The 16072-nt window shown below is 34.9% G+C and carries 14 protein-coding genes and 4 tRNA genes; 15 read left to right on the top strand and 3 right to left on the bottom strand.

Annotated elements, in window-relative coordinates; genetic code table 11:
• Positions 1 to 63: 63 nt before the first annotated feature.
• Genes G6R40_RS07410 through G6R40_RS07400 form a run of 3 tightly spaced genes read right to left on the bottom strand, consistent with a single transcriptional unit; the run spans position 64 to position 2227 of the window.
• The gene (locus G6R40_RS07410) at positions 64 to 672 is read right to left on the bottom strand and encodes a fumarylacetoacetate hydrolase family protein (protein ID WP_165133634.1); all 609 of its coding nucleotides are present in this window, start codon (positions 670 to 672) and stop codon (positions 64 to 66) included.
• Positions 673 to 681: 9 nt separating this feature from the next.
• Positions 682 to 1446 carry a 3'-5' exonuclease gene (locus G6R40_RS07405; protein ID WP_165133631.1) on the bottom strand — a complete coding sequence of 255 codons (765 nt, stop codon included), beginning with the start codon at positions 1444 to 1446 and terminating at the stop codon, positions 682 to 684.
• Positions 1447 to 1492: 46 nt separating this feature from the next.
• Positions 1493 to 2227: a CDP-alcohol phosphatidyltransferase family protein gene (locus tag G6R40_RS07400; RefSeq protein ID WP_165133628.1), complete on the bottom strand. Its 735-nt coding sequence runs from the start codon at positions 2225 to 2227 to the stop codon at positions 1493 to 1495.
• Between the two features lie 99 nt (positions 2228 to 2326).
• On the opposite strand from G6R40_RS07400, the gene G6R40_RS07395 reads away from it, so the two are divergent.
• From G6R40_RS07395 to G6R40_RS07325, 15 genes are all read left to right on the top strand, one after another.
• Positions 2327 to 4246 (top strand): LTA synthase family protein, encoded by a 1920-nt coding sequence (locus G6R40_RS07395; protein WP_165133625.1) that lies wholly within the window; start codon positions 2327 to 2329, stop codon positions 4244 to 4246.
• A 130-nt stretch (positions 4247 to 4376) separates the two neighbouring features.
• Entirely contained in the window at positions 4377 to 4796 is a 420-nt protein-coding gene (locus tag G6R40_RS07390) for a DUF2147 domain-containing protein (protein ID WP_165133622.1), read from the top strand.
• A gap of 107 nt (positions 4797 to 4903) precedes the next feature.
• Positions 4904 to 5887 carry a pyruvate dehydrogenase complex E1 component subunit beta gene (locus G6R40_RS07385; RefSeq protein WP_165133619.1) on the top strand — a complete coding sequence of 328 codons (984 nt, stop codon included), beginning with the start codon at positions 4904 to 4906 and terminating at the stop codon, positions 5885 to 5887.
• A gap of 300 nt (positions 5888 to 6187) precedes the next feature.
• The gene (rpsU, locus tag G6R40_RS07380) at positions 6188 to 6385 is read left to right on the top strand and encodes a 30S ribosomal protein S21 (protein ID WP_165133616.1); all 198 of its coding nucleotides are present in this window, start codon (positions 6188 to 6190) and stop codon (positions 6383 to 6385) included.
• An 84-nt stretch (positions 6386 to 6469) separates the two neighbouring features.
• Positions 6470 to 7381 carry a tyrosine-type recombinase/integrase gene (locus G6R40_RS07375; protein ID WP_165133613.1) on the top strand — a complete coding sequence of 304 codons (912 nt, stop codon included), beginning with the start codon at positions 6470 to 6472 and terminating at the stop codon, positions 7379 to 7381.
• Positions 7382 to 7407: 26 nt separating this feature from the next.
• Positions 7408 to 7698 carry an HPF/RaiA family ribosome-associated protein gene (locus tag G6R40_RS07370; RefSeq protein ID WP_165133610.1) on the top strand — a complete coding sequence of 97 codons (291 nt, stop codon included), beginning with the start codon at positions 7408 to 7410 and terminating at the stop codon, positions 7696 to 7698.
• 238 nt (positions 7699 to 7936) lie between these two features.
• Positions 7937 to 8010, top strand: a tRNA-Thr gene (locus G6R40_RS07365).
• 16 nt (positions 8011 to 8026) lie between these two features.
• A tRNA-Tyr gene (locus tag G6R40_RS07360) sits at positions 8027 to 8107 on the top strand.
• Between the two features lie 75 nt (positions 8108 to 8182).
• Positions 8183 to 8258: transfer RNA gene (locus G6R40_RS07355), tRNA-Gly, on the top strand.
• Positions 8259 to 8301: 43 nt separating this feature from the next.
• Positions 8302 to 8373, top strand: a tRNA-Thr gene (locus tag G6R40_RS07350).
• Positions 8374 to 8446: 73 nt separating this feature from the next.
• Complete coding sequence (locus G6R40_RS07345) at positions 8447 to 9130, top strand: response regulator transcription factor (RefSeq protein ID WP_165133607.1); 684 nt, start codon at positions 8447 to 8449, stop codon at positions 9128 to 9130.
• Positions 9131 to 10489, top strand: a complete 1359-nt coding sequence (locus tag G6R40_RS07340; RefSeq protein ID WP_165133604.1) for a histidine kinase dimerization/phospho-acceptor domain-containing protein — start codon at positions 9131 to 9133, stop codon at positions 10487 to 10489. It begins immediately after the preceding gene.
• Positions 10490 to 10602: 113 nt separating this feature from the next.
• On the top strand, positions 10603 to 11844 hold the full coding sequence (locus G6R40_RS07335) for a TolC family protein (RefSeq protein WP_228455943.1): 1242 nt from the start codon (positions 10603 to 10605) through the stop codon (positions 11842 to 11844).
• Between the two features lie 3 nt (positions 11845 to 11847).
• Positions 11848 to 12939, top strand: a complete 1092-nt coding sequence (locus tag G6R40_RS07330; protein WP_165133601.1) for an efflux RND transporter periplasmic adaptor subunit — start codon at positions 11848 to 11850, stop codon at positions 12937 to 12939.
• Positions 12940 to 12957: 18 nt separating this feature from the next.
• The gene (locus G6R40_RS07325; protein WP_165133598.1) at positions 12958 to 16059 is read left to right on the top strand and encodes an efflux RND transporter permease subunit; all 3102 of its coding nucleotides are present in this window, start codon (positions 12958 to 12960) and stop codon (positions 16057 to 16059) included.
• Positions 16060 to 16072 lie beyond the last annotated feature (13 nt).

The raw sequence follows: 16072 nt of genomic DNA, 5'->3' as shown, positions 1-16072 counted from the left end.
AATACTATTAATTTTTAATTAATCATTTTCTCTTTATAAAGATAGTAATTCTTTATTAAATAATTATTGGATACGAAGTGATATAAGTTTTTTGTGTTCTAGAAAACCTTCTAAAATATCGTTTTCTTCAACTTTTCCGACACCTTTTGGTGTTCCTGTAAAGATAAGGTCGCCCACGCGTAATGTGAAGTATTGAGAAGCAAATGCAATAATGCTGTCGATATCAAAAATCATATCATTCGTGTTGCCATCTTGGACTTTTTCACCATTTTTCGATAAAGAGAATTGAAGCGATTCCAGATTAAAATCCTCTTTATTCAGAAATTCAGACACAACAGCAGAACCATCAAAAGCTTTTGAAAGTTCCCAAGGAAGACCTTTTGCTTTCAGTTGACTTTGGAGATCACGCGCTGTAAAATCGATGCCCAATCCTATTTCATCATAATGTTTGGAAGCATTATTTTTTTGGATATATTTTCCGCCTTTTGAGATTTTAACAACCACTTCCAATTCGTAATGCACATCCTTGCTGAATTCGGGAATATAGAAGTCTGTATCTTTTTTAAGAACCGCTGTGTCGGGTTTTATAAAAATGACAGGATTTTCGGGAATTTCGTTTCCTAGCTCTTTGGCGTGTTCAGAATAGTTGCGGCCTATGCAGATTATTTTCATGATTGGATTTTAAAATTTGCTCATCAATTGGATTTTTGTCCATATCTTTTTCGTGTACAATGGGAAGTCCGCATTTTGCAGCCAACCGTAATAGCCATGGTCTTTTTGGAAAACGCTTTTTACCGTTTGTCCTTTGTATTTTCCGAAGTTGAAAGTTTCCTCATTTTTATCATTATAACCGATAAAACCTGCTAAGTCAGCATTTTTTTGATGGAAAGAATATTCGCTGAGACCTTGGATGTCATTTGGAAGATCCTCGTATTTTGCGATTTGAGCATCCAAAACTTCGAAAGTTGCTAAAGTATCCGCCTCGGCAGAATGTGCATTTTCTAAAGTTTTTCCACAATAGAATTGATAAGCTGCGCCAAGATTACGCGGTTCTTTTTTAAAGAAAATCGTTTGTGCATCAACAAATTTGTGCTTGTTAAGGTCAAAATCCATTCCTGCACGAAGTAATTCTTCTGCCAGAACAGGAATGTCAAAACGGTTAGAATTGAAACCACCCAAATCCGAATCTTTTATCATTTCTAAAATTTTTGGAGCGATATCTTTGAAGCTAGGCGCATTCATCACATCTTTGTCATAGATGCCGTGTACCAAGCTTGAAGCTTCCGGAATTGGCATTCCAGGATTTACCAACCACGTTTTGGTTTCTTTAGAAGCGTCTGGATTAACTTTTAGAATAGACATTTCAACAATTCTGTCGGTAGAAACATTGGTTCCTGTTGTTTCTAAATCGAAAACGCAAAGGGGTTTATATAATTTGAGATTCATTCTTTTTTAGTTATGAATTATGAATTAATTTTTTTAGACTTTAGATCTATTTAAGTTGTTTTTGAAATACTAACGAAATGAGAATATAATAAATCACCAAAAACGGAATAGCATTGACGCCTAATGCGATTAACAAGATGATTCCGCCAATTAATAAAGCCAATTTTGGATGGTTGTCTTCCAATTTCATCGACTTGAATTTCATTGAAATCATTTTAATAGGACTTACCAAAAGCCAGCTACAAATGATGGTTAAAACGATTAATACCTCCGCATTTAGAATATTATTTAATTCTAAAAAGGATGCTGTGTTACTAGCAATTTGATTTTGATTTAAAAAGTATAAACCAAATAAAAATACAGTATTAGTCGGCGTATTAAGACCTTTGAAATAATAGGTTTGCTCTTCGTCCAGATTGAAAATCGCCAATCGTAAACACGAAAATAAAGTCACAAAAAATCCTAGATATTTGATCTCAAAAGGAAAATCGATTCCGAAAGCGGTATGACCGTAGACTTCCAAAAATTTGTAAAGGACAACGCCCGGGAAAAATCCGAAACTCACCATGTCCGCTAACGAGTCCAGTTGTACGCCAAGATTGCTGTTGGATTTTAACGCACGCGCTACAAATCCATCGAAAAAATCCAGCACCAAAGACAGGATTAGACAAAAGCCTGCTGTTTTGTAATCGTTGTTTAATAAATGGATGACACCTACGCAACCAGAAAATAAATTGGCAAGCGTAAAAGCGTTGGCTAGGTTGTTTTTAATGAAATTCATGAGACAAAAATACAAAATATTGAGTTCGGCCATCTAAGAATTCTGTAAAGAAAATAGATGATTCTGTTTCTAAAATACTAAAATCTGTATTTTTGCAAGATGAAAGATGTTAGATGGCAGGAATTTTTGGTCCTGATATATCGCCTTGCGTTAGTGTTTTTTTTCTATCAAATCGCAAGATTTTTGTTTTGGATTTTTAATAAAGATTTGTTGCCGATAGATAGTATTGGCGATTATTTTAGCATTTCATATTACGGTACGGCATTCGATACAACAGCGATTTTGTATGTCAATTCGGTGTTTATCTTGCTGAGTTTGGTCCCTATTGTTGTCAATACAAAAGCTGGATATCAAAAATTTTTGTGTTGGTGGTATTTTATAACAAACGGAATTGCATATTCTTTCAACTTTGGTGATTTTGTTTATTTTAAATTCAGTCAATCACGTTTAACATCGTCGGTTTTGTCTGTTGTAGAACACGAGTCAAATCTTTGGAAAGTCTTTTTCAATGGGATTTTGCAAAGCCCGCTTGTGCCAATAAGTTTTATAGTTTGTATGGTCTTTTGGGTGTTTTTGTATAAACCTGTTAAAGTCAATTATCGAAAACCTCAGAATTTAGTTGTTTATTTTGTGTCAAGCATTTTGATGTTGTGTGTAACGGCGACTTTGGTTGTTGGTGGTATTCGCGGCGATTTTAAACACAGTACAAGACCCATTAATCTGGTTGATGCTAACAAACATGTCAAGAATCCAACTTTAGCAAATGTTGTTCTCAATAGTGTTTTTTCGTTTTTTAGAACTATAAATACCAATAGTTTTAAGCTCGTACATTTTGTTGATGAAGCGTTTATTACTGAGGAAATTCAGCCATATAAATATTATGAACGCGAAGTTGAGGAAAAGCCGAATATTGTTATTTTTATTGTAGAAAGTTTTGGAAAAGAATATTCTGGCGCTTTTAATAAAGAATCAAATATTAAAAATTATGTGTCTTACACGCCGTTTGTGGATAGTTTGGCGCAGCATAGTTTAATTTTCACTAATGCTTTTGCTAATGGTCGTCAATCCATTCATGGGATGAGTTCTATTTTGGCAGGTATTCCTAGTTTGACGGACGCTTTTACGTCTTCGCCTTATTCCAATCAAAAAATTCAATCTATCGTTTCTGTAGCGAATGATATGGGGTATGACACGAGTTTTTATCATGGTGCGCCCAATGGCAGTATGGGATTCCAAGGTTTTGGAAATATTCTTGGTTTCAAACATTATTTTGGGAAAGATGAGTATAATAATGATGAGGATTTTGATGGGATTTGGGCTATTTGGGACGAACCTTTCTTCCAGTATTTCGCAAATAATATTGGGAAAACGCAACCATTTATGTCAACGATTTTCACAGCATCTTCTCATGATCCATTCAAGATTCCGGAACAATATAATGGGAAGTTTAAAAAAGGACCTTTGGCAATTCATGAGCCGATGCAATATACCGACATGGCTTTGAAGAGATTTTTTGAAACGGCTTCTATAAAACCTTGGTTCCAAAACACAATTTTTGTGATAACCGCGGACCATACCAATATGATACATTATGATGAATATCAAAAAGCAATGAACCGTTTTGCAATTCCGATGTTGTTTTATTCCCCAAATCCGAAATATAAACTAGAAGGTGTTGACAAGCGTTTTGTACAACAAATTGATATTTACCCAACTTTAGCAGATTTGATGGGGTATAAAAAATCAATACGAAGTTGGGGAAGAAGTTTGGTGTCCGATAAAGAAGAACCAAATATTATTGTGAACTCTAATTCGATACAAGAACAAATGATTATCGGCGATTACATTTATACTTTCGATGGCAAAGATGTAATTGGGATTTATAATAAAGCGGATTTGGGGCTTACAGAAAATCTGATTAATCAGCCAAGGTCTAAACAACAAGAGTTTGATCTTTTAAAGGTAAAAGCTTGGTATCAAGATTATATGGATCGTGTTATTAATCGAAAATTGTATTAATAGCATATCATTTTTAGATTCTATAATTAAAAAAAGCTTGTAGGTATAGAATATTTATTTATTTTTATCCAAAGTTAATTTAACTTTAACAAGATCCCTTTATCATAACATTGTTATAAAATTTAAAATTATGAAAAAAATCATGCTTGCTTTCGCAACAATATTCATTAGCGCAATGTCTTTTGCGCAAATCGAAGGAAAATGGAAAACGATTGATGACGAAACAGGAAAGGCAAAATCCTATGTTGAGATATTTAAAAAATCCGATGGAAAGTATTACGGAAAAGTTGTACAGTTGCTGATAAAACCTGCAGATCCTAATTGTACAGGTTGTAAAGATGACAGAAAAGGAAAACCAATTTTAGGTATGGAAGTTGTCCGCGGTTTATCAAAAGATGGAAGCGAGTTCACAGGAGGAACAATTACAGATCCTAAAAATGGAAAAACCTATAAGTGCACGATTACAAGAGATGGCGATAAGCTTAATGTAAGAGGTTATATGGGAATTTCTTTATTAGGAAGAACTCAAACTTGGCAAAAAGCAGATTAATATTGCGTTTTTATAGAAATTTAGCAAGCTCTTTTTGGGCTTGCTTTTTTATGTTAGGTGAATAATAAAAAAAAATCTATATTTTTGTAGTCTAAATTTTTCAATACATGAAAGAATATACTTTTCGTGAAGTCATTGCTCAAGCTATGAGCGAAGAAATGCGCAAGGACGAATCCATATATTTAGTAGGAGAGGAAGTAGCCGAATACAACGGAGCTTACAAGGCTTCAAAAGGTATGCTGGACGAGTTTGGTCCAAAAAGAGTTATCGATGCGCCAATTGCCGAACTTGGTTTTACTGGTATTGCAGTAGGTTCTGCGATGAATGGTAATAGACCAATTGTGGAATATATGACCTTCAACTTCTCTATGGTTGCGATTGACCAAATTATCAATAACGCTGCTAAAATGTACCAAATGAGTGGTGGACAATGGAATATCCCAATTGTTTTCCGTGGGCCCACTGCTTCTGCAGGACAATTAGGAGCAACGCACTCTCAGGCTTTTGAAAGTTGGTATGCCAACTGTCCAGGTCTTAAAGTTGTGGTGCCATCTAATCCCTACGATGCAAAAGGACTTTTGAAAACAGCAATCCAGGATAATGATCCTGTTATTTTCATGGAGTCAGAACAGATGTATGGTGACAAAATGGAAATTCCAGAAGAAGAATACTATATTCCAATCGGAAAAGCAGATATCAAAAAAGAAGGTAAAGATGTAACTTTGGTGTCTTTCGGAAAAATTATGAAGTTGGCGATGCAAGCCGCTGCTGATTTGGAGAAAGACGGGATTTCTGTAGAGGTTATCGATCTTAGAACTGTACGACCTTTGGATTATGATACGATTTTAGAATCTGTGAAAAAGACAAACAGATTAGTGATTTTGGAAGAAGCTTGGCCATTTGCGTCCGTAGCATCAGAAATTACCTATATGGTTCAGCAGAAAGCCTTCGATTATTTGGATGCGCCGATTAAGAGAATTACCACGCCAGATGCTCCAGCGCCATATTCTGCAGCTTTATTTGCGGAGTGGTTTCCAAAACTTGAAAAAGTTAAAGAAGAAATTAAAAAAGCGATGTACATCAAAGCATAAAGTCAATAAAACTCTTGAGCAATCAGGAGTTTTTTTATGGCGTGTCCCTTTGTTATCCTTAGCAAAGCCTTTGGCTTCCTAAGCAGTTAACATGCGGGTCGCTACGTTCGCTACAATCTTTTGGGGTGACGCTCGGACGGCTCCGCTACGCTCCGCCGCCTCGCGCCACCCCCAAAGGATTTTCGCTAGCATCGCTCACGCAATTTGCAGATAATTATAGAAAATACTCAAAAAAATAAAATAAAATTTGCAAAGTCAAAAAATATTAATATTTTTGCAACTCAAAATGAGATGTAAAATATGTTAATAATTCCAGTAAAAGACGGAGAGTCTATCGACAGAGCTTTAAAGAAGTACAAAAGAAAATTTGATAAAACAGGTGTTGTTCGTAAACTAAGAGCAAGACAACAATTTATTAAACCTTCTGTATTGAACAGACAAGCTCTACAAAAAGCAGCTCACAAACAAAGAGAACAAAGCAAAGAAGAACAAGCTTAAAACTTCTTTAGCTACGCATATTAATCACTCTCGAATTCGTATATTTGAGAGTGATTTTTGTATTTATACCCGTCACCTATTTTCATGTTAGAAAAATTTATCGACTACATTCGTGTCGAAAAACGATATTCGCCTCATACCATAACTTCTTATCAAAAAGATTTAGAGGATTTTCTCAATTTTGTTTTAGAAACAGAAGCAACAACAGAGTTGCAGCATGTTGACAAAAAAGTTATCCGAAATTTTATTGTCCGGCTTAGTGAAGTGCAACTCAGCAAACGAAGCATTAATAGGAAATTGTCATCATTGCGAAGTTTTTATCTCTATTTATTAAGAATCGGTGAGATCGATATTTCACCTATGGAAAGTATCTCATCCTTGAAGTTTTATGCAGAAAAACAAAGCCCTTTTTCTCTGGAGGAAATGCAAACTTTAAAAACAGAAATAGAAGATAAAACAACAATTTCCCTTTTAGACAAGTTAATTATAGAAACGTTGTACCAAACAGGAATGCGGAAGGCAGAATTGTGTAATCTTTTATTTTTAAATGTAGATCTTACGGCTTTAGAGTTTAAAGTAACGGGTAAAGGGAATAAGCAACGCATAATTCCTATTTCTGAAGAATTAAAAAAAGAGCTTTTAAATTATCTACAAATTCGTCGACCAAATGCCGAACATCAGGATTATTTTTTTGTTAATAAAAAGGGCAAAAAACTCGGAGAAAGATTTGTTTATTCAGTCGTAAATAAGTACCTTAGTCTTGTTACTACAAAGGAGAAAAGAAGTCCTCATATTTTGCGACATAGCTTTGCTACACATGTTCTTAATAACGGGGCAGAGATTTCGAAAGTAAAAAAACTCTTGGGACACTCAAGTTTAGCATCGACACAAGTCTATACTAATGCTAATATTGAACAGCTGAAGAAGGTCTTTAATAATGCGCACCCAAGAGCGCTCAAAAAACAGGGAGAAAGTGATACACCCTCACATCCATAATATTAATTTTTAAAACAAATGTTGTTATGAAAATCACAGTTCAAGCAATGGGGTTGACACCTCACGAACCATTAGAAGAAAGAATTGAGAAAAAATTAAACAAACTAGATACGTTTTATGACAAGATTGTCGAGTGTCAAGTGTTCTTAAAAGTTGAAAATACCTCCGACAAAGAAAACAAAACAACAGAACTTATTGTAAAAGTTCCAGGAGATGATATCGTTGTTAAGAAGACTTGCGCTAGTTTTGAAGAGAGTCTAGACCTGTGTGCAGAAACAGCTAAGAAATTGTTAATCAAGAAAAAAGAATTAGCTTAGAAAAAAAGTTTGAAAAAACTTAAGAAAAAATTTGGGGATTTCAAGAAATCTATGTTATATTTGCACTCGCAAAACAGAACATAAGATCTTTTGGAATCCTCAGTTTTATTAGCTTTTAGAACGATTTCTAAAAAATAATAAATAAAAAAACTTTAAAAAGTTTTTGGAAATAAGAAAATAAGTTTTTATATTTGCAACCGCTTAACCAAAGCAAGATAAGAGTTCTTAAAAATAAAATGCCTCCATAGCTCAGTTGGCCAGAGCACGTGATTTGTAATCTCGGGGTCGTGGGTTCGAATCCCTCTGGAGGCTCTAATAAAAATAACGCGGGGAGATTCCAGAGCGGTCAAATGGGACTGACTGTAACTCAGTTGCTTCGGCTTCGCAGGTTCGAATCCTGCTCTCCCCACATTTTTATTAAGTTTGCAAATTCAAAATTTTATTTTAAATTTGCAGCGTTACCAACATTTTTGGAAACAAAATTGCGGAAGTAGCTCAGTTGGTAGAGCGTCAGCCTTCCAAGCTGAATGTCGCGGGTTCGACCCCCGTCTTCCGCTCCATAATCACAAACCTTTCAGGAATGTGATTTTTTTTTACCCAATCGCCGATATAGCTCAGGGGTAGAGCGCTTCCTTGGTAAGGAAGAGGTCTCGGGTTCAATTCCCGATATTGGCTCTCAAAATCCTAAATTTTTATTTAGGATTTTTTTTATGCGCTTATTTTTGTTAATTTGAAGAAAATTTTTTGGATGAAAGTATTAATATTAGAAGACGATTTGGTTTTATCAGAAGAACTTTGCAAATTTTTGACGTCGCATAATTTTGTCTGTGACAAAGTCTATGATGGCGAATCTTTTTTAGCGGAAGCTCAAAATGAAAACTACGACTTGTATTTGCTTGATATTAATGTTCCCAAAATTAATGGTCTTGAAGTTTGTGAGATAATTCGTAAAGCCGATATAAAAACGCCAATAATTATTTTGTCCGCTTATGGTGATCTTTCTGATAAGAAGGAAGCTTATGCTAGGTTAGCAGACGATTATTTGGTGAAACCCTTTCAGTTTGAGGAATTGTTGATGAGGATCAATTCTTTGTTGAGACGACAGATTGCCACTGTTACCCCTGCGGAAGAAATTATTACAATAGGTGATCTTAAAATTAATAAGACGGATCATAAAGTTTTCCGTGGAGATCAGGAAATTATTTTAACGGTGAAAGAATTCCAATTGTTGGTTTTTCTTGCAGAAGCGCAAGGTCGTACAGTGTCGAAACAGCAAATTACGGAAGAGGTGTGGGAGCATAATTTTAGTACCAATACCAATACTGTAGAAGTGTATATTAATTTCCTACGCAAGAAGATTGATAAGGCTTTTCCTGTGAAGCTTATCCATACCAGATCTGGATTTGGGTATTACCTAAGCTTGGTGCAATAGATGACGTTAAAAAGGAAAATAGCGTTTAATCTAAGTTTTGCCTTTTCAATATTATTTGGATTGGTAATGGTGATTATTTATATTCTTTTTAATGGTTTTAGAAAAGACGAGTTCAAAGATAGATTCAGAAAAAGATTAGATTTCACAGTAACTTTTATTGAAAAATCAAAAAATTTTGAAGAAGAAGCACCTTTGTTTTTTGATGAAAATTCTGATAATGTCCTGCTCAATGAGAAAATTTTGATTTTTGATGCTAATAAAAAATTGATTTATAGTACAATTAAAGATCAAAATGTCGAATGGAACGAATCGCTTCTCGATGATTTGGATCAAAAAAAAGTGGTATATGACGAATCATCTCATCCTGAAATTTATGCGGTGCTTAGCAACATCAATAGCAAAAATTATTATATTGTAACAACTGCAATTGACGTTAACGGAAATTCTAAATTACAGTTTTTAAAATACCTTCTTATTTTCTCGTATTGCTTGAGTTGTCTTTTGCTTTGGTTATTCTGCTATTATATTGTTGGACGACTTCTGCGCCCTTTGGAAGATCTTAATGAGCAAGTTTCTGATATCACAGCACACAAATTAACAACGCAAATTCCAGAGCAAAATTCTAAAGACGAAATCGGTGTTTTGACAAAATCTTTTAACACCATGATTGCGCGACTTAATGATGTTTTCCAGTCTCAAAAAGATTTTACAGCAAGTGCCTCGCACGAGATACGTACACCATTGACGAGAATGTCTTTTCAGTTAGAAAATCTATTGCGACAGGACATACAAGATCAAGAGGTAACGCAATCTCTGAAGCAGATGCAAAAAGATGTACACCAATTGTCCGATTTGACAAAATCGCTTTTGTTATTAACCAGGTTTGATAAAAAAAATATCAGTTCAATTTATGAATTGATAAGAGTTGATGAAGTTATATTCGAATCTTTCGAAAAAGTAGAAAAGAATTTTCCTGAACTTCAAATGGATTTTCAAATTTCTAATACAATTTCCGAATTAGATATTCTGGAAATTAGAGGGGTTAAGTCTTTGTTAGAAATTGTTTTCATTAATCTTTTAAAAAATGCAGCCATTTATTCCATCAATCACAAAGTTGAAATTCTTATTTTAGAAATAGAGGGCAGATTGGTGGTTGATGTTTGTTCTAAAGGAAAAACGCTCAGCAAAGACGAACAACAAAGACTTTATGAGGCTTTTATGCGTGGTGATAATTCTCAAAATACCATTGGCTCTGGACTCGGACTGCGTATTACCAAACGAATTTTGGAATACCATAACGCGGATATTGTCTATAAAGTAAAATCGCACAATGAAAACTTATTCAGATTGATGTTTTAAGTGGCTGTAATATAGTTGTTTGCTTTGTCTGCTTTCTGTTTTTAATCTTATTTTAATTTGTTTTTAAGGCGCTTTTAAGATTATAAGTGCTTTTTTGTCTCAAATGAGATGAAATGAAACGGGTAAAATACCTTTTGTTTGTAGTCAGTACAACGCTGCTTGCTCAGCAAAACATGACAATTCGAGATTGCGAGGCTTCTTTCGAAAAGAATAATTTGCAATTGTTAGCGCAACAATATAATATTAGCATGAGCGATGCCGATATTATACAGGCCAAAATCTGGGAACTCCCACAAGCTAGCGTTCAGTTTAATACTATAAATCCAGAGGATAAAAAGATTTTTGATGTTGGACGTTCCAAAGAGGCGCAAATTTCTCAACTTATATATCTCGGTGGAAAGAAAAAGAACGAAATAGCTTTTGCAAAATCCAATAAAGAGCTTGCACAATTGCAATTTACCCAACTTTTAGTTGATTTAAGAACTCAACTTCGAACCAATTTTTACAATCTTTATTTCGAAAAACTGAAACTCGACAATATTACCAGGCATTTAGGTTATATGAATGATTTGCTTTCGGCTTATAAAATTCAGACTAAAAAAGGGAATATTTCTTTAAAAGACGAGGTTCGTTTACAAACTGAAGTCATACAATTAAGGAGTGATAAAGTTTCTAGCAACAATTCCATTTTAGAATATCAACAAAATTTAAAACTTTTAACGGGCATCACAGAAAATATAGATCCCGAAATTTCGGAAACCGAAGCGCAAAATTCCTTACTAGTAGAACCCATCGGCGATATTGAAGATCTAAAAAGAAAAGCACTTGAGTACAATGTCGACTACCTTTATAATCTAAAATTGATAGACAACGGAAGGTTATACGCACAATGGCAAAAATCATTGAACACACCTGATATTAACCTCGGTATGGCGTACAGTCAAAACGGAGGAACTTTCAAAAATGAAGTTGATATGGTGGTTGGGATGCCAATTCCGTTGTGGAAAAGCAATAAAGGGAATGTAGAAAAAGCAAAATTTGCCATAGAGCAACATCAAAAAAATGCAGAATTGCAAAAATTATCTATTGAAAATCAAGTAGAATCTGCTTACCAAACCTGGAAGAATAACTACCAACAGTATTTTCAGTTGAGTATTCAGGATTTGGATGATTTAAACATCGTGTATAACGGTATGCTGAAAAATTTCAGAAATGGAAATGTTAGCCTAATCGATTTTACAGATTTTATGGACAGTTACCGAAAAACTATTCTCCAAGTTTATGAAATGAAGAAGCAGATCATCATTTCCAAAGAACAGCTCAACCAACTGGTACAAACTCAAATATTCTACTAAAAAATGAAATCAAATTACTTTTATATAATCTTTGCACTTTTAACTATATTTTCTTGTTCCCAAAAAGAAGAAGCCAAACCCGATAAAACCAAATCAAAAGGTTTTGAACTTAGCAATACTATGCTTCAAACAATGACTTTTGCTGATGTTGAGAAAAAATATGTTGAGGATGAGTTTAGTTTTTATGGAAAAATTAGCGCCGATAAAAATTCTTATATCGATGTTTACCCTTTGGTGGGCGGAAATGTATTGAGCGTAAATGTAGAACTCGGCGATTATGTGCATAAAGGCCAGGTCTTGGCAACTATTAGAAGTACGGAGTTGGCGGGAGTTCAACAGGAGGTGAGTAACGCCAAAACAGATCTAGCGGTAGCCAGAAATAACCTTCGCGTGGCAAAAGAAATGTATGCAGGAAAATTAAATACCGAAAAAGACGTCATCGAAGCGCAAAGTCAAGTTACAAAAGCAGAAGATCAATTGCAGAGAGCATTAGCAGTAAGTACTGTTTACAATGTTAAAAAAGGAAATGTGTACAGTGTTCTCGCTCCAATTAACGGATATATAGTTCAAAAAAATATCAACAAAGATATGCAACTAAGAAGTGATCGCTCCGATAATATTTTCGATGTTGCTAATACTAAAAACGTTTGGGCAATTTTAAATGTTAATGAAGCCGATATCGATAAAATAAGTTTAGGTATGGAAGCTGAAGTTACAACCTTAACTTACCCCGACAAGGTTTTTTACGGAAAAATAGATAAAATTTTCAAAATCATAGATCCGCACACCAATGCCATGCAGGCGAGGCTAGTTTTGGATAACTCAAATGGACTTCTCGTTCCCGATAGTAAAGCTACCATAAAAGTTAAAAGACAAGAAAACAATCAATCTCTTACGGTGCCTTCCAATGCGGTAATTTTCGATGACAACAGAAATTTTGTAGTGGTTTTTAAATCACGAACAGATGTAAACGTTCGAGAAATTAAAGTTTTAAAGCAAGTTGGAGAGGTTGTTTATGTTTCCGAAGGCCTTCAAGAAGGTGAAAAAGTCATTACCACCAATCAATTATTAATTTATAAATCTTTAACCAGTTAATTTTTTGAGTAATAAGACATGAATAAGTTTATTAAAAATATTATTGCATTTTCGCTCAAGAATAAAGTCTTCACCTTTATTTGGGTGGGTTTGTTAGCTGTTGCAGGATTCATAAGTTTTAAAAACATGCCCATTGAGGCATTTCCAGATGTTACCAATACTCAAATTGTCATTATCACCCAATGGAATGGCAGAAGTGCAGAGGAAGTTGAACGTTTTGTAACAACACCCATAGAACTTGCGATGAGTCCCGTTCAGAAGAAAACAAGTGTTCGAAGCACCACAATGTTCGGACTTTCAATCGTGAAAATATTGTTCGATGATGGTGTAGAAGATACTTTCGCAAGAAATCAAGTCAATAACCAACTTCGAACTGTCAATTTACCTGATGGTGCAGAACCAGAAGTTCAACCACCTTATGGTCCAACAGGCGAGATTTTTAGATATACTTTAGAAAGTAAAACTAAAGATTCTAGAGAGCTATTAACGATTCAGAATTGGATAGTTGATCGAGCTTTGCGTGGCGTTCCTGGTGTGGCAGATATTAATGTTTTTGGTGGACAAGATCGTATTTTCGAGTTGAGTATAGACCCGCGAAGATTAGATAAATATAACCTTACGCCACTACAAGTGTATGATGCGGTTACAAAAAGTAACCTCAATGTTGGTGGAGATGTTATCGAAAAAAACGGACAAGCCTATGTTGTTCGCGGAATTGGTTTATTAAAATCGATAAGCGACATCGGTAATATTACCATAGAAAATGATAACGGAAACCCTATTCTTGTAAAAAATGTTGCAGATGTTATAGAAAGCGCAATGCCTAGAGTAGGCCAGGCTTCATTAAATAATCAATCCGATGTTGTGGAAGGTATTGTCGTGATGAGAAAAGGAGAAAATCCCAGAGAAGTTCTTGTAGGTGTAAAAGCAAAAATTAGAGAACTAAACGAAAAAATACTTCCAAAAGGTGTTAAGATGGTGACTTTCTATGACAGAGATACCTTAATGGATTTCACAACACATACAGTGATGCATAATCTAATAGAAGGTATCGTTCTTGTAACCCTTATCGTTCTTATTTTTATGGCAGATTGGCGTACTACAGTTACGGTGTCCATCGTTATTCCTCTATCACTTCTTTTTGCATTTTTGTGTTTGAAGCTTACGGGGATGAGTGCTAACTTGCTATCTTTGGGCGCTGTAGATTTCGGAATTATCATCGATGGTGCCGTGGTTATGGTAGAAGGTATTTTTGTGATGCTGGATCATAAAGCCAAAAAATATGGTATGGAACACTTCAACAAAATGGCCAAAGGCGGTTGGATTAAGCAAACCAGTACAGGATTAGGAAAATCAATTTTCTTTTCAAAACTTATTATCATTACTTCCCTGATTCCCATCTTCTCTTTTCAAAAGGTTGAAGGTAAAATGTTTTCGCCATTAGCGTTTACATTGGGCTTTGCATTGTTGGGTGCTCTTATTTTCACACTTACTTTAGTTCCTGTTCTCGCACATTTGTTATTGAATAAAAATGTAAAAGAAAAACATAACGTTTTTGTGAATTTTTGGGACAGAGTTGTTTTAAAAGGTTTCAATAGTGCCTTCAAGAATAAAAGAACGAGTTTAATTATAGCGATTTCCACTTTAGGTCTAAGCTTGTTTTCGGGTAAATTTTTGGGGACAGAATTTTTACCACAGCTTAATGAAGGTTCACTTTGGGTAACCGCCGAAATGCCGATGAGCACTTCTTTAAAAGAATCTTTGAAAACGGCTGATGAACTTAAAAAGGAAATTATGAGTTTCCCCGAAGTTACGGGAGTTCTTGCCCAAACGGGTAGAAGTAATGATGGTACAGATCCCAACGGTTTTGGTTTCGTGCAATTTGCTGTTGCTTTACAACCTCACGATGAATGGAAAAGGAAGATAACTTATGATGAACTCATCGAGGAAATAGACAAAAAACTAAGAAACTATCAGGGGATAACGTTCAATTATTCTCAACCTATTTCCGATAACGTTGCCGAAGCTGTGGCAGGTTTTAAAGCAGAAAACGGAATAAAAATCTACGGAGATAATCTACAAACGCTAGATGAGTTGGCAGAAAAAGTAATAACCAATATTAAAAATGTAGAAGGAGTAAAAGATGCCGGAATTATTAAAAATATTGGTCAACCAGAAGTAAGCGTAGTTTTGGATCGAGATAAAATGGCAGCTTACGGCGTAATGCCCCTAGATGCACAAGCTGTTTTAGAAATGGCTTTCGGAGGAAAAACGGCTTCAGAAATGTATGACGGTGAAAGAAAATTCCCTATTCGTTTAAGATATGCTCACGAGTATAGAAAAGACGAAAACGATATTGCCGCTTTAATGGTTCCTACAGAAGACGGAACGAAAATTCCGCTTAAAGAAATTTCGAATATTGTAAAAGATAATGGTGCTGCCTTTATTTACAGAGACGATATAAAACGATATATAGGTATTAAGTTTTCCGTTAGAGATCGAGATTTAGGAAGTACAATTGCCGATGCTCAAAAACAAGTCGCAAAAATGAAAATGCCAGATGGATATTCCGTGGGCTGGACAGGGCAGTTCGAAAATCAAGAAAGAGCCACTCATCGTTTAGCACAGGTTGTTCCCATCAGTGTTTTAATGATTTTCTTTTTACTATTCATCCTTTTTGGTAATATGAAAGACGCTCTGCTAGTTCTTGCAAATGTTCCGTTTGCACTTATCGGCGCAATCATAGCCTTGCATGTCACAAGAACGAATTTTGGTATTTCTGCAGGAGTAGGGGTAATCGCCTTAATGGGGATTTGTATTCAGAATGGCGTAATCCTTATCACAGAATTTCATCAAAACATTAAAAAAGGCTTGCCTTTAGACAATTCTATTTATGAAGGAGTTAAAGTGAGAACCCGACCTGTAATTATGACAGCCTTGATGGCTTCCATAGGATTAATGCCAGCAGCACTTTCCACAGGTATTGGTTCAGAATCTCAGAAACCCTTGGCTATAGTAATTATAGGAGGATTAATTACCGCAACACTTTTAACATTATTGGTATTTCCAATTATATTTTGGTTGTTTTATAAAAGTCTAAAAACAACGTCTTTTAATTAATTTTGAAGTAATT

Source organism: Chryseobacterium sp. POL2 (assembly GCF_011058315.1).
Lineage (GTDB): Bacteria > Bacteroidota > Bacteroidia > Flavobacteriales > Weeksellaceae > Soonwooa.
This window is presented reverse-complemented; position numbering and strand designations above follow the sequence as displayed.

Coding starts and splice junctions, on each gene's coding strand:
- G6R40_RS07405 (WP_165133631.1), bottom strand. CDS start 1,446: ATGAATCTCAAATTATATAAACCCCTTTGCGTTTTCGATTTAGAAACA.
- G6R40_RS07325 (WP_165133598.1), top strand. CDS start 12,958: ATGAATAAGTTTATTAAAAATATTATTGCATTTTCGCTCAAGAATAAA.
- G6R40_RS07395 (WP_165133625.1), top strand. CDS start 2,327: ATGAAAGATGTTAGATGGCAGGAATTTTTGGTCCTGATATATCGCCTT.
- rpsU (WP_165133616.1), top strand. CDS start 6,188: ATGTTAATAATTCCAGTAAAAGACGGAGAGTCTATCGACAGAGCTTTA.
- G6R40_RS07375 (WP_165133613.1), top strand. CDS start 6,470: ATGTTAGAAAAATTTATCGACTACATTCGTGTCGAAAAACGATATTCG.
- G6R40_RS07385 (WP_165133619.1), top strand. CDS start 4,904: ATGAAAGAATATACTTTTCGTGAAGTCATTGCTCAAGCTATGAGCGAA.
- G6R40_RS07370 (WP_165133610.1), top strand. CDS start 7,408: ATGAAAATCACAGTTCAAGCAATGGGGTTGACACCTCACGAACCATTA.
- G6R40_RS07330 (WP_165133601.1), top strand. CDS start 11,848: ATGAAATCAAATTACTTTTATATAATCTTTGCACTTTTAACTATATTT.
- G6R40_RS07410 (WP_165133634.1), bottom strand. CDS start 672: ATGAAAATAATCTGCATAGGCCGCAACTATTCTGAACACGCCAAAGAG.
- G6R40_RS07400 (WP_165133628.1), bottom strand. CDS start 2,227: ATGAATTTCATTAAAAACAACCTAGCCAACGCTTTTACGCTTGCCAAT.
- G6R40_RS07390 (WP_165133622.1), top strand. CDS start 4,377: ATGAAAAAAATCATGCTTGCTTTCGCAACAATATTCATTAGCGCAATG.
- G6R40_RS07345 (WP_165133607.1), top strand. CDS start 8,447: ATGAAAGTATTAATATTAGAAGACGATTTGGTTTTATCAGAAGAACTT.
- G6R40_RS07335 (WP_228455943.1), top strand. CDS start 10,603: ATGAAACGGGTAAAATACCTTTTGTTTGTAGTCAGTACAACGCTGCTT.
- G6R40_RS07340 (WP_165133604.1), top strand. CDS start 9,131: ATGACGTTAAAAAGGAAAATAGCGTTTAATCTAAGTTTTGCCTTTTCA.